General features: G+C 72.2%; 12 protein-coding genes and 1 pseudogene. 10 read left to right on the top strand and 3 right to left on the bottom strand.

What is annotated here, in order from left to right; genetic code table 11:
• The first annotated feature begins 349 nt into the window (after nucleotides 1–349).
• The 6 genes and pseudogenes from ACGFNI_RS03810 to ACGFNI_RS03785 all read left to right on the top strand — a co-directional run.
• Nucleotides 350–2,308 carry a protease pro-enzyme activation domain-containing protein gene (locus tag ACGFNI_RS03810; RefSeq protein WP_393680243.1) on the top strand — a complete coding sequence of 653 codons (1,959 nt, stop codon included), beginning with the start codon at nucleotides 350–352 and terminating at the stop codon, nucleotides 2,306–2,308.
• 254 nt (nucleotides 2,309–2,562) lie between these two features.
• Nucleotides 2,563–5,478: a leucine--tRNA ligase gene (locus tag ACGFNI_RS03805; RefSeq protein ID WP_393680241.1), complete on the top strand. Its 2,916-nt coding sequence runs from the start codon at nucleotides 2,563–2,565 to the stop codon at nucleotides 5,476–5,478.
• Between the two features lie 258 nt (nucleotides 5,479–5,736).
• Nucleotides 5,737–6,489: a hypothetical protein gene (locus ACGFNI_RS03800; RefSeq protein WP_393680240.1), complete on the top strand. Its 753-nt coding sequence runs from the start codon at nucleotides 5,737–5,739 to the stop codon at nucleotides 6,487–6,489.
• 98 nt (nucleotides 6,490–6,587) lie between these two features.
• Complete coding sequence (locus ACGFNI_RS03795; RefSeq protein WP_393680238.1) at nucleotides 6,588–7,433, top strand: DegV family protein; 846 nt, start codon at nucleotides 6,588–6,590, stop codon at nucleotides 7,431–7,433.
• A gap of 764 nt (nucleotides 7,434–8,197) precedes the next feature.
• Nucleotides 8,198–8,950, top strand: a complete 753-nt coding sequence (locus ACGFNI_RS03790) for a helix-hairpin-helix domain-containing protein (protein ID WP_393680236.1) — start codon at nucleotides 8,198–8,200, stop codon at nucleotides 8,948–8,950.
• Nucleotides 8,947–11,523 (top strand): annotated as a pseudogene (locus ACGFNI_RS03785) (ComEC/Rec2 family competence protein); the annotation flags it as partial. The gene ACGFNI_RS03790 and the pseudogene ACGFNI_RS03785, both read left to right, overlap by 4 nt.
• Nucleotides 11,524–11,618: 95 nt before the next feature.
• Here ACGFNI_RS03785 and ACGFNI_RS03780 read toward each other — a convergent pair.
• Nucleotides 11,619–11,864: a hypothetical protein gene (locus tag ACGFNI_RS03780; protein ID WP_393680234.1), complete on the bottom strand. Its 246-nt coding sequence runs from the start codon at nucleotides 11,862–11,864 to the stop codon at nucleotides 11,619–11,621.
• 134 nt (nucleotides 11,865–11,998) lie between these two features.
• On the opposite strand from ACGFNI_RS03780, the gene holA reads away from it, so the two are divergent.
• Nucleotides 11,999–12,982 (top strand): DNA polymerase III subunit delta, encoded by a 984-nt coding sequence (gene holA / locus ACGFNI_RS03775; RefSeq protein WP_227044989.1) that lies wholly within the window; start codon nucleotides 11,999–12,001, stop codon nucleotides 12,980–12,982.
• Nucleotides 12,983–13,095: 113 nt separating this feature from the next.
• Here the strand turns inward: holA and ACGFNI_RS03770 are convergent, their stop codons facing one another.
• Both ACGFNI_RS03770 and rpsT read right to left on the bottom strand, forming a co-directional pair.
• Nucleotides 13,096–13,947, bottom strand: coding sequence for a hypothetical protein (locus tag ACGFNI_RS03770; RefSeq protein ID WP_393680232.1), 852 nt, complete (start codon nucleotides 13,945–13,947; stop codon nucleotides 13,096–13,098).
• A gap of 459 nt (nucleotides 13,948–14,406) precedes the next feature.
• The gene (rpsT, locus tag ACGFNI_RS03765; protein WP_393680231.1) at nucleotides 14,407–14,673 is read right to left on the bottom strand and encodes a 30S ribosomal protein S20; all 267 of its coding nucleotides are present in this window, start codon (nucleotides 14,671–14,673) and stop codon (nucleotides 14,407–14,409) included.
• A 224-nt stretch (nucleotides 14,674–14,897) separates the two neighbouring features.
• On the opposite strand from rpsT, the gene lepA reads away from it, so the two are divergent.
• The 3 genes from lepA (at nucleotide 14,898) to ACGFNI_RS03750 (ending at nucleotide 21,577) form a co-directional block, all read left to right on the top strand.
• On the top strand, nucleotides 14,898–16,769 hold the full coding sequence (gene lepA, locus ACGFNI_RS03760) for a translation elongation factor 4 (protein ID WP_393680230.1): 1,872 nt from the start codon (nucleotides 14,898–14,900) through the stop codon (nucleotides 16,767–16,769).
• Nucleotides 16,770–17,113: 344 nt separating this feature from the next.
• Complete coding sequence (locus ACGFNI_RS03755) at nucleotides 17,114–19,003, top strand: AMP-dependent synthetase/ligase (RefSeq protein ID WP_393680228.1); 1,890 nt, start codon at nucleotides 17,114–17,116, stop codon at nucleotides 19,001–19,003.
• 372 nt (nucleotides 19,004–19,375) lie between these two features.
• A complete protein-coding gene (locus tag ACGFNI_RS03750; RefSeq protein WP_393680227.1) occupies nucleotides 19,376–21,577 on the top strand; it encodes a SpoIIE family protein phosphatase in 2,202 nt (733 codons plus the stop codon).
• Nucleotides 21,578–21,652: the final 75 nt, after the last annotated feature.

Genomic DNA, 21,652 nt, shown 5'->3' with positions numbered 1-21,652 from the left:
CGCTCGGGGCTCCTGTGTCGCGGATGATCCGCGGTCCGGCTGGGCCGGACGGGGCGGGGGTGAAATGCGGTGCTTCGCTGCCCAGTTCCGGTCGGCCATTCGCTGACTCCCGATCAAAAAATGGCGTCACATGCCGTGTTGGGTGCCCAATACCCCACCATTCCCTGCATTTCTGGCGCTATCTTGTCGTTCCTTGGGCTCTTCTTGGTGATCGCATGCCCCTGACATGAATCGTTCACCGAAAGAGTGGCGCATCGCGTGAATGTCATATCCATCGCATTCACCGCTCGTGAGGCACCGTGCGTCGCGCCACCACGCACCGCACCGCATCGCCACAGCAGGGGGTTACATGAGATCGAGCCGAACCAGAGCACTGCGCGCGCGTACCGGACTGGCCTGGGCGGCGACGCTGCCGCTGGTCGCCGGGGCGCTCGCGCTCGGCGCGCCCGCCGCCGACGCCGCGGGCCACGACGGCGGCCGGCACACGCTCCAGGGCACCAAGCCCGCCTGGGCCACCCGGCAGGCGGACCGGGGCGCCACCTCCGGTTCCACGGACGTCACCGCCCGCGTCTACCTCGCGGGCCGGGACGCCAAGGGCCTGGCCGCGTACGCCAGGGCCGTGTCCGACCCGCACTCCGCGTCGTACGGGAAGTACCTGAGCCCTGACCAGGTGAAGGCCCGTTACGGTGCCACGCACGACCAGATCGCCAAGGTGACCGACTGGCTGAAATCGTCGGGTCTGAAGGTCACCGGTACCGGCAGCCGCTATCTGACGGTCAAGGGAGATGCGTCGGCCGCCGAGCGCGCCTTCGCCACCGACCTGCACAACTACCGCAAGGACGGCCACACTTACCACGCGCCGTCGGCGACCGCCTCCGCGCCCGGAGCGCTGTCCGACGCCGTGCTGACCGTCACCGGCCTGGACAACGCACCCCGGCTCGCCCGGCACCACTCCACCGAGCTGCCGCCGCCGTCCGATGTCTTCCGCAACGCGGGCCCGTTCTCCTCGTACTTCGGCTCCAAGACCGACAAGCACCTGCCGTCCGCCTACGGGGCCAAGGCGTCGTACGCGGTGAAGGGCTACACCGGCAAGGAACTGCGCGCCGCCTACGGGGCGAAGAAGTGGACCGGCAAGGGCGTCACCGTCGCGATCACCGACGCCTACGCCTCCCCGACCATCGCCGGTGACGCGCAGAAGTACGCCTCCCGTAACGGCGACGCGCGCTACCGCCGCGGGCAGCTGTCCCAGGTGCTGCCCGCGGACTACTCGCGCATCGAGGAGTGCGGCGCGGCCGGCTGGTACGGCGAGGAGACCCTCGACGTCGAGGCCCTGCACGCGGTGGCTCCCGACGCCGACGTCGTCTACGTCGGCGCCGCCTCCTGCAACGACGACGACCTGCTCGACTCGCTCGGCAAGATCGTCGACGGGCACCTCGCCGACATCGTCTCCAACTCGTGGGGCGACATCGAGGCGAACGAGACCCCCGACGTGGCAGCCGCGTACGACCAGGTGTTCCAGCAGGGCGCGGTGCAGGGCATCGGCTTCTACTTCTCCTCCGGTGACAACGGCGACGAAGTGGCCAATACCGGTACGAAGCAGGTGGACACCCCGGCGAACTCCGCCTGGGTCACCGCGGTCGGCGGCACCTCGCTCGCCGTCGGCAAGAACCGCACGTACCAGTGGGAGACCGGCTGGGGCACCCAGAAGGCGGTGCTCTCCAAGGACGGCAAGGACTGGACCGGCTTCCCCGGCGACTTCAACGGCGGCGCGGGCGGCGGCACCAGCAAGACCGTCGCGCAGCCCTTCTACCAGCGCGGCGTCGTCCCGGACGGGCTGGCCGGTGCGAACGGCGGCGGCGCCATGCGCACCGTCCCCGACATCGCGGCGGTCGCCGACCCCAACACCGGCTTCCTGGTCGGCCAGACCCAGACGCTGCCCGGCGGGAAGCTCGGCTACGACGAGTACCGCATCGGCGGCACCTCGCTCGCCGCACCGGTGATCGCGGGTGTCCAGGCGCTGGCCCAGCAGGCCAGGCACGGCGTCCCCATCGGCTTCGCCAATCCCGGCATCTACCAGCGCTACGGCACCTCCGCCTACCACGACGTCACCGACCACCCGCTGGGCGCCGGCCGTGACCTGGCCGTCGTACGGGTCGACTACGTCAACGGCGTCGACGGCGGCAAGGGCACATCGACCACGCTGCGCAGCCTGGGCAAGGACAGCTCGCTGCACGCGGGCGTCGGCTATGACGTCGTCACCGGCGTCGGCAGTCCGGGCGCGGGCTACGTCAGCTCGTACCGTCCCTGACCGTTCCCGTAGGGGCCGCGTCGGGGAATCCCCGGCGCGGGCCCTGTGCCCCCTGCGGTACCCTGGCGCCATGCGTGCCGTACGCCTTCTGCTTAGCGGGCCGCGCTGATCAGTTCCGACCGGGCCATCCGCTGTGGCCGCCCGGGTCGGCATCGGCGCGGCGTCCCCTCCTGTGCGAGGGGCATTTTTGTTTCCGCAGAATCCGTGTCCGCAGCCGCCGCAGGCAGATGACGATCGATGGAGCTTTGAGGACGATGAGCGAGACGACTACCTCCCCCGCTGCTGAGGGCGCGGGCGGTCCCCCCTCCGAGGTGGCAGCGCCGCACCGCTACACGGCCGCGCTGGCCGCCGACATCGAGGCACGCTGGCAGGACTTCTGGGAGTCGGACGGGACCTACGAGGCCCCGAACCCGAGCGGCGACCTGGCAGGCGACCCCGCGCTGGTGTCCCGCCCCAAGAAGTTCGTCATGGACATGTTCCCGTACCCCTCGGGTGCGGGCCTGCACGTCGGCCACCCGCTGGGCTTCATCGCCACCGACGTCTACGCCCGCCACCAGCGCATGACGGGCCACAACGTCCTGCACACCCTGGGCTTCGACGCCTTCGGCCTGCCCGCCGAGCAGTACGCCGTGCAGACCGGCACCCACCCGCGGGTCTCCACCGAGGCCAACATCGTCAACATGCGGCGCCAGCTGCGCCGCCTGGGCCTGGGCCACGACCAGCGCCGGTCGGTCGAGACGATCGACCCGGCGTACTACAAGTGGACCCAGTGGATCTTCCTCCAGATCTTCAACTCCTGGTACGACCCGGAGGCGGACGCCGCACGGCCGATCGACACCCTGGTCGCGCAGTTCGAGGCGGGCACCCGCCCGACGCCCGACGGCCGCCCCTGGAGTGCGCTGGACGCGGTCGAGAAGGCCGGCGTCCTGGGCGAGTACCGGCTGGCCTACGCCTCCGACGCGCCCGTCAACTGGTGCCCCGGCCTGGGCACCGTGCTGGCGAACGAGGAGGTCACCGCCGAGGGACGCTCCGAGCGCGGCAACTTCCCCGTCTTCAAGTCCAAGCTGCGCCAGTGGAACATGCGGATCACCGCCTACGCGGACCGCCTGCTGGACGACCTGGACGCGCTGGACTGGCCCGAGGCCATCAAGCTCCAGCAGCGCAACTGGATCGGCCGCTCCGAGGGCGCCCGCGTCGACTTCCCGGTCGGCGACAACAAGATCACCGTCTTCACCACCCGCCAGGACACCCTGTTCGGCGCCACCTACATGGTGCTGGCCCCGGAGCACGAGCTGGTGGCGGGCAACGGCAACGGCTCCATCGTCCCGGCCGCCTGGCCCGATGGCACCCACGAGGTGTGGACCGGCGGCCACGCCACCCCGGGCGACGCCGTCGCCGCGTACCGCAAGCAGGCCGCGGCCAAGTCGGACGTCGAGCGGCAGGCCGAGGCCAAGGACAAGACCGGTGTCTTCACCGGCGCGTTCGCCACCAACCCGGTCAGCGGCGCACAGGTCCCGGTCTTCATCGCCGACTACGTCCTGATGGGCTACGGCACCGGCGCGATCATGGCCGTCCCGGCGCACGACAGCCGCGACTTCGCCTTCGCGCGCGCCTTCGAGCTGCCCGTGCGCTGCGTCGTCCAGCCGTCGGACGACCGCGGCACCGACACCGCGACCTGGGACGACGCCTTCGCCTCGTACGACGCGAAGCTGGTCAACTCCTCCGGTGCGGAGATCTCCCTGGACGGCCTGGGTGTCGTCGAGGCCAAGGCGAAGATCACCGAGTGGCTGGCGGACCGCGGCATCGGCGAGGGCACTGTCAACTTCCGGCTGCGCGACTGGCTGTTCAGCCGCCAGCGCTACTGGGGCGAGCCGTTCCCGATCGTCTACGACGAGGACGGCGTCGCGCACGCGCTGCCCGCGTCGATGCTGCCCCTGGAGCTGCCGGAGGTCGAGGACTACTCCCCGCGCACCTTCGACCCGGACGACGCGGACACCCGCCCGGAGACCCCGCTGTCCCGCAACGAGGACTGGGTCAACGTCGAGCTGGACCTGGGTGACGGCAACGGCGTCAAGCGCTACCGCCGCGAGACCAACACCATGCCCAACTGGGCCGGTTCGTGCTGGTACGAGATGCGCTACCTGGACCCGTCCAACGCCGACGCCATGGTCGACCCGGGCATCGAGCAGTACTGGATGGGCCCGCGCGAGGGGCAGCCGGCCGGTGGCGTCGACCTGTACGTCGGCGGCGCGGAGCACGCCGTGCTGCACCTGCTGTACGCCCGCTTCTGGTCCAAGGTTCTGCACGACCTGGGGCACGTCTCGTCGTCCGAGCCGTTCCACAAGCTGTACAACCAGGGCATGATCCAGGCGTTCGTCTACCGGGACAGCCGCGGCATCGCCGTCCCGGCGGCCGAGGTCGAGGAGCGCGACGGCGCGTACTACTACCAGGGCGAGAAGGTCAGCCGCGTCCTGGGCAAGATGGGCAAGTCCCTGAAGAACGCCGTCACACCCGACGAGATCTGCGCCGAGTACGGCGCCGACACGCTGCGCCTGTACGAGATGGCGATGGGCCCGCTGGATGTGTCCCGCCCCTGGGACACCCGGGCGGTCGTCGGCCAGTACCGCCTGCTGCAGCGCCTGTGGCGCAACGTCGTGGACGAGGCGACGGGTGAGGTCACCGTCGTCGACACGGAGCCGGACGAGGCGACCCTGCGGGCCCTGCACAAGGCCATCGACGGCGTCGCCCAGGACATGGCGAACCTGCGGTTCAACACCGCGATTGCCAAGGTCACCGAGCTGAACAACCACTTGACCAAGGCGGCGGGCCCGGTGTCGCGCACGGTCGCGGAGCGCCTGGTGCTGCTGGTCGCCCCGCTGGCCCCGCACATCGCGGAGGAGCTGTGGCGCAAGCTGGGCCACACCGACACCGTGGTGCACGCGGACTTCCCGGTGGCCGACCCGGCGTACGTCGTGGACGAGACCGTGACCTGCGTGGTGCAGATCAAGGGCAAGGTCAAGGCCCGGTTGGAGGTCGCCCCGTCGATCTCCGACGCCGACCTGGAGGCGGCGGCGCTGGCCGAGCCCGCGGTGGTTGCCGCACTGGGCGGCACGGGCATCCGGAAGGTGATCGTCCGGGCGCCGAAGCTGGTCAACATCGTGCCTGCCTGACCTCGGTCGGCGGGGTGTCCGCACGGTGCCGCCGCAGGGCAGGAGCCGACCGGCTCAGGCCCTGCGGCGGTGTCGTCATGGGGCGTCTGACGGCCGCTCCGGGCGGGTGATCGAGCCGCTCCGGGCGGGACATGGGTGCTTTCCCCTACGGGCAGGTTGGGGGTTCCGATGGAACCCCTGACCTGCCCGAGCCGTTTACCGTTGAGGGACAGGGCGCGGGCTACCGAACCGGCGCCGCCGAATCCTCTGGGGGAGTTCATGGAAGCCGTGATCGCCATCATCGGGCTGCTCTTCCTGCTCTTCGTCGCCGCCGGAGTGTTCGTGACGGTCAAGGCCGTACAGGCGACCAAGCGCGGCGTGGACCGCACGGTCGCGCAGGCCCGGAGAAGTGTGGAGGACACCGGCCTGCGGGCGAGGAAGCTCGCCCAGCCCGGAGTCGCCGGCGAGCTGGCACAGCTCCGGCTGTCGCTGCGGACCTCGATGCGCGCCACCCAGGACGCACTGCGCGGCGGTGTGACCGAAGACGCCTCGCTCAGTGAGGCGCTCGGCCTCTTCGAACGGCTCAGCGCGCACGGCCACGAACTCGACGACGAGCTGAGGCGGCTGGAGCGCGAGCCCGACCGGGCCGCCACCTCCGCCCGGATGCCGGAGCTGCGGGAGCGCACCGAGCGCATCACCCGGTCCGCCGATTCGCTGCGCTGGGCGGCGCTGGACCGCGCGCGGAAGTTCTCCGACGACGACCTGGCCGCGCTGAACGACCAGATCGACGTCGAGGCGGGCGCGCTGCGGCACTGGACCCGGGAACCGGCAGCCGGTACGGCACCGGACGGGGACGCAACTCCCGGCCGGCAGGCCGCATCCGGGAGCGGCAGTGCCTCCGGGGCGGCCGGCGGTGACGGGCACTCCTGGGGCCCCGAGGCGGGCGAACCCCAGGCGATAACGGCCAGGGATCCGCGTGCCAGGCCGTCCTATCCGTGGCAGAAGGCCCCGCACGGCGAGAGCACGACCTGACGGTGACGGGCGCCGCTTGGCACAGTCCCTACGAACCGGGAAGATCTTGAGAGGGGCCGCACTGTCGGGTGCCGGGCTCCCCGGATAGCCTCCCAGTCATGTCCCGCCATGTCGCCATCGTCACCGATTCCACGGCCTACCTGCCGCCGGTGGCACTGGAGCGCCACCGCATCACGGCCGTCCCGCTGACCGTCGTCCTGGGGGACCAGGCCCTGGAAGAGGGCACCGAGATCTCGGCGAGATCCGTCGCCCAAGCCCTCCAGAAGCGCGGGCCGGTGACGACGTCGCGGCCCAGCCCGAGCACCTTCGCCGACACCTACCGCAAGGTCGCCGCGTCCGGCGCCTCCGCCATCGTCTCGCTCCACCTCTCCTCGGAGTTCTCCGGGACCTACGACGCGGCGGTCCTCGCCGCGAAGGAAGCGCCGGTACCCGTAAGGGTCGTGGACACCGGCATGGTCGCGATGGCACTCGGGTTCTGCGCCCTGGCCGCCGCGGAGACCGCCGAGGCCGGCGGGGACGCCGACGAAGCGGTCGCCGCGGCGGAGAAGCGCGCCGCCGGGACCTCCGCCTATTTCTACGTCGACACCCTCGACTACCTCCGGCGCGGAGGCCGGATCGGTACGGCTCAGGCGCTGCTCGGCTCCGCGCTCGCCGTCAAGCCGATCCTGCAACTGGCCGAAGGCCGCATCGAACTCCTCGAAAAGGTCCGGACGGCTTCGAAGGCCATCGCGCGGCTGGAGGAGATCGCGGCGGAGCGCGCGGGCCAGGGCGAGGTCGACATCGCCGTCCACCACCTCGCGGCGGCGGAACGTGCGGAAGCCCTCGCCGACCGCCTGCGGGAGAGGGTGCCTGGCCTGCGTGAACTCCATGTCAGCGAGGTTGGCGCGGTGATCGGCGCGCACACGGGGCCGGGGCTGCTGGGGGCAGTGATCTCACCTCGGTGAGGGGCGTGCCGCGCGTGTCCGTTTTCGCCGGGTTGTGTGGGTGGAGGCTCCCCTTCGGGTGACGCGGTTATCCACAACAGGGTAGTTATCCACGGGAATTGAGCCTGCTCGGCACGATCGGCGCGGAGTGCCTACCGTCGGTCGGCATGAGCACTCAATCACCGTCCGTAATCATGAGGCCGGGCCCGGAGCTGGACGCGGCCCCCGGTACCGAGGCGCGCGAGCCCGAGCGTGGCAGGCGGCCGGGCCGTTCCCACTACGTGCGGTCACCGGCGCGGGGGCGGTCCGGCCACCGGGCCGCGGCTGCGCGCCGGGCCGAGACTGCGGCTTTGATCCGGGCGAGAGCGGAGGCGCTTTTCAGCGGTCTGCCGGAGGGGGACGGAAGTGGAGTCCTGCCCCAAGATCCTCCCCAAAACCCTCCCCAAGCCCCGCTCCGAGTCCGTCTCCAAGCCCCTCCTCAAGACCGTCTCCGCCGCCGTTCTCCTGTCCGTTCCCGTTCCCGTTCCCAATTCCGTTTCCGTTCCCCGCTCCCGGCTCCCCGTGGTCCGCATGCCCGGCGGCGTCGCGATCCGCCGTCTGTCGAGAGGCCACAGGACGAGCCGGTCGGGCAGCGAAAGGGAGGGCGGGACGTGGTGGGGCGGGAGACAGCTGGGCCAGGGGCGGACGGTGGTGTCGGTGTGGGCGCCGCTGCCGGGATGGAGGCGAGGCCGGGCGCTGGGACAGGTGAAACGGGGCCGGGGCGTTGGGAGCGGGCGCGGCTGGCGGTGCGGGAACGGCTGCCGCTGTGGGTGCAGTTACGTTGCGCCACCGATCCGAAGGCGCTGGCCGCGCTGGCGCTCGTGCTGGTCGTGGCCGTGGTCCTCGCCGTCCAGCACTTCTGGGCCGCAGATCCCGAGCCGGTGCGTGCTCCGGCGGCCGAGCATGCCGTGTCCGTGCCGTCGCTCTCGTCCGGCCTGCCGCCCTCCGGTACGTCCTCGACCGGGCCGGCCGGATCGGCCGCATCGGTCACATCGGCTTCGCCGGGGGCGGGCGATGGCCCTGGGAAGCAGCTGGTGATCGATGTGGAGGGGAAGGTCAGGCATCCGGGAATTCACCGTCTGCCGGCCGGGGCACGGGTGACCGACGCGCTGGACGCGGCGGGCGGTGTGCTGCGCGGGGCGAGCACCCAGGGGCTGAACCGCGCGCGGCTGCTGGCCGACGGGGAGCAGATCGTCGTCGGCGGGGCCGGTGCGGGGGCGGCCGGTGGCGGAGCGACGGCCGAGGAGGCCGCGAACGCGCCGCCGGGCGAAGCGGGCGCGTCGGGCGGCGGCCCAGGGGCGCCGGGGCAGCCGGTCAGCCTCGGATCGGCCACCGAGCAGCAACTCGACGCGCTGCCTGGCGTGGGGCCCGTACTGGCGCGGCACATCATCGAATTCCGCACCCGGCACGGTGGGTTCAGGTCGGTGGACCAACTGCGCGAGGTGACCGGTATCGGTGAACGTCGCTTCGCCGACCTGCGCCCCTTGGTCCAGCCATGACCACCGAGCGCGCCACGGTGCACGCGGCGGCGGCCTCACCCCATGGTGCCTCGGACCCGCGCCAGGAGGGACCGGCCGACCTGCGTATCGTCGCCCCGGCGCTGGCCGCGTGGGCCGCGGCGGCGCTTGCCCTGGGGGCGCCCGGTGCGGCGGTGGCGTACTCCTGTGTGGCGGCTGCCGTCCTCGCCGCGGTGGCCCTGCGCTGGGCCGCGGTACGGCGCAGGGCCGAGGCCGCTTCGGAGCCCGCCCCGGAGGCCGTGCCCACATCGCCGGGGCGTCGGAGCCACGCCCCGCGCCGGTGGTCGGCCGGGTCGCTGGTGGCCGCCGCGGCGGTGCTGCTGTGCGCGGTGGCGGGCGCGGCGTCCGCGGCGCTGCACGCGGCGGACGCGCGGCGCGGGCCGCTGCCCTCCTGGGCGCAGCGCTATGCGCATCTCACCGTGGAGCTGGAGGTCACCGAAGACCCGCGGATGACCCGGCCCAAGGCGCACGGCTCCCCACACATGCCGCCGTCCCTGGTGTTCACCGCGGACGTTGTGCGCATCACCGGACCGGACGGCTCGGTGACGGCCACCCACACACCCGCCCTGGTCATCGCGCAACAGCATACGGAAAAGCACGGCGGGCAGGATGCCGCGGCGGCGCAGCGCGGCCGATGGCTCGGCCTGTTGCCTTCGACGCGTATCCGGGTCGCGGCCCGTGCTGCCCCGCCGACGCCACCGGACGGGCGGATCGCCGCCGTACTGCGGGTCTCCGCCGACACACCGCCCCGTCCGGTGGCCGCGCCGTCGGCGCTCCAGCGGGTGGCGGGCAGCCTGCGGGCCGGGCTCCGGGACGCCACCGACGGCCTGTCGCCCGATGCCCGTGCCCTGTTGCCCGGCCTCGTCGTGGGGGACACCTCACGGGTGCCGCCGGATCTCGACGACGCGTTCCGTGCCACGGACCTGACGCATCTGCTTGCCGTATCCGGCAGCAACCTGACGATCGTGCTCGCCCTGCTGATCGGCCCTCCGCACCTCGCCTCACGAGCCGAACGCCGCGGCCTGGCGCCCCGCATCGGACTGTCCCTGCGCGGTACCGCCGTCATCGGCGGCGCCCTTGCCCTCGCCTTCGTCGTGGTGTGCCGGCCCGACCCCAGCGTGCTGCGGGCGGCGGCCTGCGGGCTGATCACCCTGCTGGCGATCGGGACCGGACGCCGCCGCTCCCTGCTCCCCGCACTCGGCGCCGCCGTCCTGCTGCTGATCCTCTACGACCCGTGGCTGGCGCGCAGTTACGGCTTCCTGCTCTCCGTCCTGGCCACCGGCGCGCTGCTGCTGCTCGCCCCGCGCTGGAGCGCGGCGCTCCAGCGGCGTCGGGTGCCGCCCAGGATCGCCGAAGTGGTCGCCGCCGCTGCCGCCGCCCAGGCGGTCTGCGCCCCCGTCGTCGCGGTACTCGCGGCCCGGGTCGGCCTGCTCGCCGTGCCGTGCAATCTGCTCGCCGAACTGGCCGTCGCCCCGGCGACCGTCCTGGGCTTCGCCGCCCTCGCCGTCGCCCCGCTCGTACCTCCGGCCGCCCAGGCGCTGGCGTGGTGCGCGGGCTGGCCGGCCAGCTGGATCGCCGGGGTGGCGCGCACCGGGGCCGCCCTGCCGGGCGCGGAGTTCGGCTGGCCGGGCGGCTGGGCGGGCGGCCTGGCGCTCGCCGTGGCCACCCTCGTCCTGGTGGCGGTGGGCCGCCGGATGCTGCGCCGCCGGTGGCTGTGTGTCCTGTGCGCGCTGGCCCTGATCCTGGTGGTGTGGCGGCCGGCGCCGCTGACCCGCGTCCTGACGGGCTGGCCGCCACCGGGATGGCGGGCGGTGGCCTGCGACGTCGGGCAGGGCGACGGACTCGTACTCGCGGCCGGTGACGGCACGGCCCTGGTGGTGGACGCGGGCCCCGAACCCCGCGCCATCGACCGGTGCCTGACCGACCTCGGTGTCCGCCGCATTCCCGTGGTCGTGCTGACGCACTTCCATGCCGACCACGTCGACGGCCTACCCGGGGTGCTGCACGGCCGCTCGGTCGGGCTGATCGAGACGACGACGCTCCAGGAACCCCCGGAGCAGGCCGAGTTCGTCCGGCGCACCGCCGCGGCGGCCGGGGTGCAGGTGACCCGTGCGGCAGCGGGTGAGCGGCGTCGGCTGGGCCCTCTGGCCTGGGAAGTCCTCTGGCCGCCCGCGGACGGCTCAGGGGCCGCGCCGGACGGACCCAACGACGCCAGCGTGACGCTGCTCGTCCGCAGCGCGGGGCTGACCCTGCTGCTCCTCGGCGACCTCGAACCCCCCGCTCAGCAGGCGCTGTTGACGGGACACCCGGAGCTGTCCGGGATTGATGTCCTCAAGGTGGCCCATCACGGTTCGGCCCACCAGGACCCCGAGTTGATGCGTCGGCTGGCGCCACGGCTCGCGGTGATCTCCGTGGGCGCCGACAACTCGTACGGCCATCCGGCGCCCCGTACCGTCGATGCGCTGCGGCGGCTGGGGGCCAAGGTGCTGCGTACCGATACGGATGGCGCGATTGCCGTGCTGGGCACGCGAAACCAGCTGTCCGCAACGGTCAGGGGCCGCCGCACATCCCGGCGCCGCTCCCGCACCACGGCGGCTCGTCGACGCCGGCGCATCACCCGCGTCCGACGGGCGGCAGCCCCGGCAAGTCGCTACTGCGCCTCGCGCCAGCCGTCGTGCTCCGCCGCGATGCCGTCCAGCCGGTGCGGGTCGTACGCGCCGTCGGGGTCCTCGACGACCACCAGCCACTGGGCGTCATCGGCGTCGTCCTCGCCGGCCAGGGCGTCGCGTACGAGCTGCGGTTCATCGGCGAGACCGAATTGCTCGGTCAGGGTCTCGGCCACCTCCTCCGCGGCGTCGCGGTCGGGCAGTACCAGTACGTGTCGTGCATCGTTCACCGGACCATTGTCCGGCAACGGAACGGTGGGCGGCGGGGCGGGCACCGGAGCGGGTGGGACTCGGCCTGCACGAGCGGCTGTCCGTCCGCCCGCCCGGACGGGATTGTCAGTGGGGCGTGGGATGCTGGAGCGCGATGGCCAGGAAGACTGCAAACGACGATCCGCTCGCCCCCGTCACGCTCGCGGTGGGCCAGGAAGACCTGCTGCTCGACCGTGCCGTGCAGCAGGTGGTGAAGGCTGCCCGTGCCGCGGACGAGGACACCGATGTGCGCGACCTCAGCTCCGATCAGCTCCAGCCTGGCACCCTCGCCGAGCTGACCAGCCCTTCGCTGTTCGCCGAGCGCAAGGTCGTGGTGGTGCGCAACTCCCAGGATCTGTCGGCGGATTCGATCAAGGACGTCAAGGGCTATCTCGGATCTCCGGCGGAGGAGATCACCCTCGTCCTGCTGCACGCGGGCGGCGCGAAGGGCAAGGGGCTGCTCGATGCGGCCCGCAAGGCAGGGGCGCGCGAGGTGGCCTGCCCCAAGATGACGAAGCCGGCCGACCGGCTGTCGTTCGTCCGGGGCGAGTTCCGCGCGGTGGGGCGTTCGGCGACGCCGGAGGCATGCCAGGCGCTGGTCGACGCCATCGGAAGCGATCTGCGCGAGCTGGCCTCAGCCTGTTCGCAGCTGACCGCCGACATCGAGGGCACGATCGACGAGGCGATCGTGGCGCGCTACTACACCGGCCGGGCGGAGGCGTCGAGCTTCACCGTCGCGGACCGTGCGGTCGAGGGGCGTGCGGCCGAGGCCCTGGAGGCGTTGCGCTGGGCGATGTCGACGGGCGTCGCCCCCGTCATGATCACCAGCGCGCTGGCCCAGGGCGTCCGCGCCATCGGCAAGCTGGCGTCCGCCCCGCGCGGCGCGCGCCCCGGCGACCTCGCCCGCGATCTGGGCATGCCGCCGTGGAAGATCGACCGGGTGCGGCAGCAGATGCGCGGCTGGTCGGCGGACGGCGTGGCGACGGCGCTGCTGGCTGTCGCCGCCGCCGACGCGGGTGTCAAGGGCGGCGGCGACGACCCCGAATACGCCCTGGAGAAGGCCGTGGTGGCCATCGCCCGCGCGGCCCGCTCCCGCTGAACCAGCTGGCGAGGCGGAAAGAAGCCGAGGCCGAACGAAGCCGGTATCCGGCGCCGCGCCCTCGGCCCAGAAGCGCCTGAACGGGCGGTCGCAGTCCCTGGCTACCCGGACAGCTATCCCCGAAGCTTCCCCAACGTCTCCCGGGCGCTGCTCTTCAGCATGTCGGCGATCTCGTCCGTGCCGGGCGGGGTGCTGGAGCTGCGGCTGGACGCGTAGCTGGACCACGTCGACTGGTACGTCAGCCAGCCGTCCCGGACCCCGAGGATCACGTACGAGCCGCTGTTGTTGCTGCTGTCCTTCCGCGTCACCAGGTACGCCTCGTCACCGATGCCCGTCACCGGCTCGACCGCGTAGTCGACGGAGGTGTCCTGCTTCTCGTAGGCGCGGTAGCCGTCCGCGAACTCCGGGGCGGGGTCGGCCTTCTTGTGCAGCGTGACGGAGTTGTAGAGGTAGTTCGACGCGTAGTCCGAACTGCTCTCGCCTTCCTTCTCCAGCGAGACGTTGCACCACATCGAGTCGATGGCGGGCTGCTGGGCGCCGCTGTGCTGTGGGTTCGGGGCGTTCGCCGAGCTGCCCTTCGTCCGGTACCGGGCGCTCTCGAACGGTGTCAGGGAGGTGTCCGCGCAGAGGTCCGACGTGTAGGAGTAGCCGGCCAGGTCGGGGCTGGGCTCCGAGCTGCCGAAGCTGCCGGTGGCGAACATCACCGAGGCCCAGATCGCGGATGCCGCGACCGCACCGCCGATCGCCCATGGCCAGCCGGACGCGCCCCGGCCACCGTCACCCGGAGGGGCCGGCGGCTGCGGGCCCGTGGCGGGGTAGCCGTAGCCGCCCGGTGCCTGCGGCGGGGGTTGCTGCGCGTACGGGTTCTGCTGGGCCGGCACCGGATTGTGGGGCGCGGGCGCCTGACCGTACGGCTGCGGATAGAGACGGTTCGGATCCCCCGAGAGATCCCCCGAGAACGACATGGCGGCAGCGTAGCGGAACCGGCCGGAGCCGCACCCCGGCGAACGGACCCCGCCCCACCCACCCAGGACACGCAACGACGGAGCCGTCCCGCCTGCCCCAGGACACACAACGACGGACCCGTCCCGCCTGCCCCAGGACACACAACGACGGACCCGCCCCACCCGCCCAGTGCACGCCTAGACGGACCCCACCGCACGGCACACAACAACGGCCCCCGCCCCACTCACCCCACCCCCCCCGAACGCGCAAAAAACCCCGCCGGCCCTGGGGAAGGGCAACGGCGGGGCTTCTTGTCAGTCTTCGGGCCGTCCGGCGGACGTCGCCGGTCGAGCCGGGGGCGCCGCACCCGCGTGGCGAACGCAGGCCGTGTGCGGCGCGGTGGTGCACCGTTCAGGGAGCGGAGAGAGGGGCCGCTGAATCCCCGACGGCGGGGTGTTGCAAGGTCAGACGGAGATCGTTCAGCCCTTGAGGCCGGCGACCTTCTTGGCCAGCGCCGACTTCTTGTTGGCGGCGGCGTTCTTGTGGATGACACCCTTGCTGACGGCCTTGTCGAGCGTCTTGGCAGCGGCGGCCTGGGCGGCGGTGGCCTTCTGCAGGTCACCGGCCTCCACGGCCTCGCGGGTGCGACGGATCGCGGTCTTCAGAGTGGACTTGACAGCCTTGTTGCGCTGACGAGCCTTCTCGTTGGTCTTGATCCGCTTCATCTGGGACTTGATGTTCGCCACGAAAGAGCCTTTTCAGGTTCGTTGGAGTTTCGAGTTGCGCCGCGCACTTTGAGAGGGCACGAAGCGCAGTGGACCAGGCTACCAGCCACGCCCACGGCATCCCAATCCGGGCCGCGGTCGCCCGGGAGCACCGCCCAAAACGGACCGACGGCGCCGCTCATGGGACGATGGGGAGGACGTCACACCCGAGTCCCGCCTACCCGCGTTCACTGAATGGACCCTGCGTGCCCGCGACCCCTACGAACGTGCCGGAGCCGAGCCGTACCGACCCGGCCCTCCTCCGTAACTTCTGCATCATCGCGCACATCGACCACGGCAAGTCGACGCTCGCCGACCGGATGCTCCAGATCACCGGTGTCGTCGACCAGCGGCAGATGCGCGCGCAGTACCTCGACCGCATGGACATCGAGCGCGAGCGCGGCATCACGATCAAGTCCCAGGCGGTGCGGCTTCCCTGGTCGCCTTCCGAGGGCGAGGAGAAGAGTGGGACGACCCACATCCTCAACATGATCGACACCCCTGGCCACGTCGACTTCACCTACGAGGTCTCCCGCTCGCTCGCCGCGTGCGAGGGCTGCATCCTCCTCGTCGACGCCGCCCAGGGGATCGAGGCGCAGACCCTCGCCAACCTCTACCTGGCGATGGAGAACGACCTCACGATCATCCCGGTCCTCAACAAGATCGACCTGCCGGCCGCACAGCCCGAGAAGTTCGCCGCCGAGCTGGCGAACCTCGTCGGCTGCGATCCCGGCGACGTGCTGCGGGTCTCCGCCAAGACCGGCGTCGGCGTGCCCGAGCTGCTGGACAAGGTGGTCCGCGAGGTGCCGTCCCCGGTCGGCGTCAAGGACGCGCCCGCCCGCGCGATGATCTTCGACTCGGTCTACGACGCCTACCGCGGCGTGGTGACCTACGTGAAGGTCGTCGACGGCACGCTCAACAAGCGTGAGCGCATCCGGATGATGTCCACAGGCGCCGCCCACGAACTGCTGGAGATCGGCACCAACTCGCCCGAGATGAAGGCCGCCGACGGCCTGTCCGTGGGCGAGGTGGGCTATCTGATCACCGGCGTGAAGGACGTCCGCCAGTCCAAGGTCGGCGACACCATCACGCAGCTCAGCAAGGGGGCGACCGAGCCGCTCGGCGGCTACAAGGACCCCAAGCCGATGGTGTTCTCCGGGCTCTACCCGCTGGACGGTTCGGACTACCCGGAGCTGCGCGAGGCGCTGGACAAGCTCCAGCTCAACGACGCCGCGCTGGTCTACGAGCCGGAGACGTCGGCGGCCCTCGGCTTCGGCTTCCGCGTGGGCTTCCTCGGCCTGCTGCACCTGGAGGTCATCCGCGAGCGCCTGGAGCGCGAGTTCGGCCTCGAACTGATCGCCACCGCGCCCAACGTGGTCTACCAGGTGGACATGGAGGACGGCACCGAGCACGAGGTGACCAACCCCAGCGAGTTCCCCACGGGCAAGATCGACAAGGTGCACGAGCCGGTCGTGCGGGCCACGGTCCTGGCGCCGAGCGAGTTCATCGGCGCGATCATGGAGCTGTGCCAGAACCGCCGCGGCACGCTGCTCGGCATGGACTACCTCTCCGAGGACCGCGTCGAGATCCGCTACACCCTGCCGCTCGCCGAGGTCGTCTTCGACTTCTTCGACCAGCTCAAGTCCAAGACCCGCGGCTACGCCTCGCTGGACTACGAGCCCACCGGCGAGCAGGTCGCCGACCTGGTGAAGGTCGACATCCTGCTGCACGGCGACAAGGTCGACGCGTTCTCCGCGATCTGCCACAAGGACAAGGCGTACGCCTACGGTGTGCGGCTGGTCGCCAAGCTGCGCGAGCTGATCCCGCGGCAGGGCTTCGAGGTGCCGATCCAGGCCGCCATCGGCAGCCGGGTCATCGCCCGTGAGACGGTCCGCGCGATCCGCAAGGACGTCCTCGCCAAGTGCTACGGCGGTGACATCTCCCGTAAGCGGAAGCTGCTGGAGAAGCAGAAGGAAGGCAAGAAGCGGATGAAGATGGTCGGCAGCGTGGAGGTGCCCCAGGAGGCATTCATCGCGGTGCTGTCCTCGGACTCCGACGGGGACAAGTCGAAGAAGTGACCCCGGGGGAGAGGCTTCCGGACGGCCTCCGGGAGCGCCGTTCTCTCCGGGGGTGTCCGGTCAGGTAACCGGGCAGGGCGCCGGTCCCTCAGGGGCCGGCGCCCTGGTCGTCCCCGGGGTGCGGCAGGTGGCCCAGGGCGCGGGATCCGCTTGCCGCGCGGGTCCGGAGGTGTGCCGTCGCCGCGCCGTGTGACGGGTCGCATGCACCCTGCACGCACGGCGGGAGCGCCACGTGAACCAGTGGGCCCAAGCCCCTTACATGGCGGCGCAACGGGGCCTACTCTGATCACTGCTCAAAGGTTACTCGCGAGTCACCAGCAATGAAGCGGGCCCCGGAGGATGCCGTGACGGACACCCACACGCTGATCGACAACCGGCCGCCTTCGGTGGCGAGCCTTTTCCTGGAGCGGGTCGCGGCGACCCCCGACAAGGAGGCGTACCGCTATCCCGTGCCGCCCGCCTCGGGGCAGGGGCCGGACGACTGGAAGTCGCTGACCTGGGGCGATGCCGCTCAGCGGGTGCTTGCTACGGCGGCGGGCCTGATCGCGCTCGGTGTACGGCCCGAAGAGCGGGTGGCGCTGGCCGCCGCCACCCGCGTCGAATGGATCATCGCCGACCTCGGCGTGCTCTGTTCCGGCGCCGCGACCACCACCGTCTACCCCAGCACCAACGCGGACGAGACCGCGTACATCCTCGCCGACTCCGGAAGCCGGGTGCTGATCGCGGAGGACGCCGCGCAGCTCGCCAAGGCCCGCGAGAAGCGCGCCGAACTGCCCGACCTCGCCCACGTCGTGGTCATCGATGAGGCGGACGCACAGCCCGCCGACGGCGACCCGGAGGGCTGGGTGCTCTCCCTCGCCGACCTGGAGAAGCGCGGCGCCGCCCACCTGGAGGACAACCCCGACTGCGTCACCGAGCGGGTCGCCGCCCTGCGCGCCGACCAGCTCGCCACCCTCATCTACACCTCGGGCACCACCGGCCGCCCCAAGGGTGTACGTCTCGCGCACGACTGCTGGTCGTACATGGCACGCGCCATCCAGGCCACCGGCATGGTCACCGGTGACGACGTGCAGTACCTCTGGCTGCCGCTCGCGCACGTCTTCGGCAAGGTGCTCACCGCGGGCCAGATCTCGGTCGGGCACGTGATCGCCGTCGACGGCCGGGTCGACAAGATCATCGAGAACCTGCCGGTGGTGCGGCCCACGTACATGGCGGCGGTCCCGCGGATCTTCGAGAAGGTCTACAACGGCGTCGCGGCCAAGGCGAGAGAGGGCGGCGGCGCGAAGTACAAGATCTTCCAGTGGGCGGCAGGGGTGGCCCGCGAGTACGCCAAGGTCTCGCAGGAGAACTTCCGGCGCACCGGCAACGCCTCGGTGCCGTTCGGGCTCGCCGCCAAGCACAAGGCCGCCGACACCCTCGTCTACACAAAGCTGCGGGACGCCTTCGGTGGCCGGCTGCGCGCCGCGGTCTCCGGCTCCGCCGCCCTTTCGCCGGAGATCGGCTACTTCTTCGCCGGCGCCGGCATCCACATCCTGGAGGGCTACGGCCTGACGGAGTCCAGCGCCGCCAGCTTCGTCAACCCCGGCGAGGCGTACCGCACCGGGACGGTCGGCAAGCCGCTGCCCGGCACCGAGGTGCGGATCGCGGAGGACGGCGAGATCCTGCTGCGCGGCCCCGGCATCATGCAGGGCTACCACGGCCTGCCGGAGAAGACCGCCGAAGTCCTGGAGCCCGACGGCTGGTTCCACACCGGCGACATCGGCGAGCTGTCGGCCGACGGCTTCCTGCGGATCACCGACCGCAAGAAGGACCTGATCAAGACGTCAGGCGGGAAGTACATCGCCCCCGCCGAGGTCGAGGGGCAGTTCAAGGCGGTCTGCCCGTTCGTCTCCAACGTCCTGGTGCACGGCGCCAACCGGAACTTCTGCACCGCGCTGATCGCGCTCGACGAGCCGACCCTCATGGTCTGGGCGGAGGAACACGGCCTCAAGGGCAGGGCGTACGCGGACCTCGTCGCCACCGACCAGGTCCGCGAGCTGATCGACGGCTATGTCGAGCGGGTCAACGAAGGGCTCCAGCGCTGGCAGCAGATCCGCAAGTTCCGGCTGCTGCCGCGCGATCTGGACATCGAGCACGGCGAGGTCACCCCCAGCCTCAAGGTCAAACGGCCGGTCGTGGAGCGGGCGTTCAAGGACCTGCTGGACGAGATGTACGCCGGGACGCGCGAGGCGTAGCGGGGCGCACGGGGCGCGAGGGGACGCGCACACAGCGGCCGGGGCCTGTCGCGGATGGATCCCGGTGCGTGGATTCCACGGCGGGGCGGTGCGGGACGGCGTGGGGCGGACGGGACGGCAGTGGCGGTAGTGACGCCGCGGCCGTCGGGGAGCCACCCCGGCGTCGTCCCGCGCCGCCCCGCGCTGCCGTGCGCGGGCGCGTGCCGTGCCGCCGCGCTCCCCCCGGTTGTCCATACATCTTCACCGTCCGCAACGACGGAGCACCCCACTTGACCACCCTCTTCGGTGACTCGGTGCTTATGCCTGCGCTCGGTCTGTCACTCTGTCGGTGGTGCATTCGGCGAGATGGCGGAGCTGCTCGGGAGTTGCTGAATGAGGACGACTACTGCGACTGCAACTGGATTCCAGCGGGACACCGAAGCGGTGGGCGCCACCGCGACCGGCACCGGCCGTGACGGCACGGGCTCCCGCAGCGCCGCGCTGCCCGGCACGCCGCGCGCCGCGTCCGACGCCCGCCGGTTCGTCCGCGGCACGCTCGCCGACTGGACGGCGCAGCGGCTGCCGGGCGCCGAAGCGCTCACCGACCGCCTGGCGGAGGAAGCCTTATTGCTGGTCAGCGAGCTGGTCACGAACGCCGTCGTGCACGCGGGCACCGACGTGGAACTGCACTGCCGCCTCGAAGCGGACGCCGCACCCGACGGCGCGCCCCCTGCCGCTGCCGCCGCCGGACTCGTCGTCGAGGTGTCCGACCACCACCCCACCCGCCCGGTACGCGGCCACCGCCACTCCGGGCTGCCCGATGGGGCGGGCCACGGCCTGCAACTGGTCGGCGCGGTCGCCGAATCCTGGGGCATCACCTACCGCGGCGCGATGAAGACCGTATGGTTCCGGCTCACCCCGGGCGCCGCGTCCGAAGGCCAGGAGGCCGGCAGCCCGGCATCCGGCCCCCGGGCGGCGGGCACCCCGCTGACCGGCCACGTCCCCGCGGCCCGCCTCGCCCCGGGCGCCGCGGGCGGCCACGGCACGGCCGGCCAGCCGGTCCTCTGCGGCACCGACCGCTACGAGACCGCCCCCTACGGCGCCGACCGCTACGAACCGGCCCCTTACGACACCGACCGCTACGACGCCGACGGCGCCAGGCCCGACGCCCCGTACCCCGACGCCCCGTACGCCTACGGCTACGGATACGGACACGGCGCGGCCTACGGCGCCCCGCCGAGGCCCGCCGCCGACTGGCTCACCCACGGCGCCCCGACCTTCCTCGCCGAGGCGTCCGACCTGCTCTCCGGCCACCTCGACGCCGACCAAGTCGCCTCACTCGCCGCCCAGTTGACCGTCCCCCGGCTCGCCGACTGGTGCGCGGTGTGGCTGTACGACGGCGAAGCGGGCGGGCCGGTACCCGGCGCCTCGGGGTGCGACGGGCCGCCGCGGCTGTCCGGCGTGTGGCACTCCTGCGAGAGCCGGATCGACGCCCTGCGGCTCGTCCTGGAGAAGGCACCGCCACCGGCCGCCGACCGCGGCACCGAGGGCTCGGCCGTCCCCTGGCCGTGGCCGGGCGAACCGAGCGGCTACGGCTCCGGCGGCGCAGCCCTGGCCTGCCCGCTGGTCAGCGGCGGACGCCGGCTGGGCACGGTCCTGATCGGCCGGGCCGGACTGCTGCGGTTCCCCGCCGGTCTCACCGGCCTGGTCGAGGACCTGTGCCGCCGGGTCGCCCGCGCGGTGGCCACCGCCCGCGCCTACAGCAAACAGGAGCGCATCAGCCAGGTGCTCCAGCGCAGGCTGCTGCCCCACGGCCGCGCGCAGGTCCCCGGCGTCGCATCGGCTGTGGTCTACGAACCGCGCGCCGGCGCCTGGGCGGGCGGCGACTTCTGGGACCTCTTCGACGCGGGCGACGGCCGCTGGTGCTTCGCCCTGGGCGACGTCTGCGGCAGCGGCCCGGAGGCGGCGGCGGTCACCGGACTGGCCAGGCCGGTGCTGCGACTGCTGGCCCGCGACGGCTTCGGCGTCGCCGAGGTCCTGGACCGGCTCAACAAGACCATGGCCAGGGAGGCGGCCGACTCCGTCGCTGCGGTGGCCGCCGCCGTCGCCGCGGAAGCCGGTGCCCAGACCCCGGTCGAGATCCGCGACGAGGGCGAACAGGCCCGCTTCCTCTCCCTCCTCTACGGCGAGATCGTGCCGCGCCCCGGCGGCACCGGCGGCGCCCGCTGCACCCTCGCCAGCGCGGGCCACCCGCTGCCGCTGGTGCTGGGCACCGACGGCGAGGTGCGCGTCGTCGCCGCGCCGCAGATGCTGCTGGGGGTGGTCGGCGACGCGACGTACGAGAGCGAGTCCTTCGACCTCGCCCCGGGCGAGACGCTGCTGTGCGTCACCGACGGCGTCACCGAGCGCCGCTCGGGCCGCAACCAGTTCGACGACGATGACGGCCTGGCCACCGCCCTGGCCGCCTGCGCGGGCCTGGACGCGAGCGCCGTCGCCGAACGCATCCGCCGCACCGTCCACGGCTTCTCACCGACCCCGCCCGACGACGACCTGGCCCTTCTCGTCCTCCAGGCGGCGGCGGACGGCACGCCATAGGACTGTCGTGTGGATCGGGCCGGGCTCGCGGGGCCGGTACGCGACGGCGGTCCCGGGCGGACGGAACGACCCCGC

It is taken from the genome of Streptomyces sp. NPDC048644 (genome assembly GCF_043199105.1).
Taxonomy (GTDB): Bacteria; Actinomycetota; Actinomycetes; order Streptomycetales; family Streptomycetaceae; genus Streptomyces.
The sequence above is the reverse complement of the archived record's forward strand: the minus strand, read 5'-3'. Positions and strand labels throughout refer to the sequence as shown.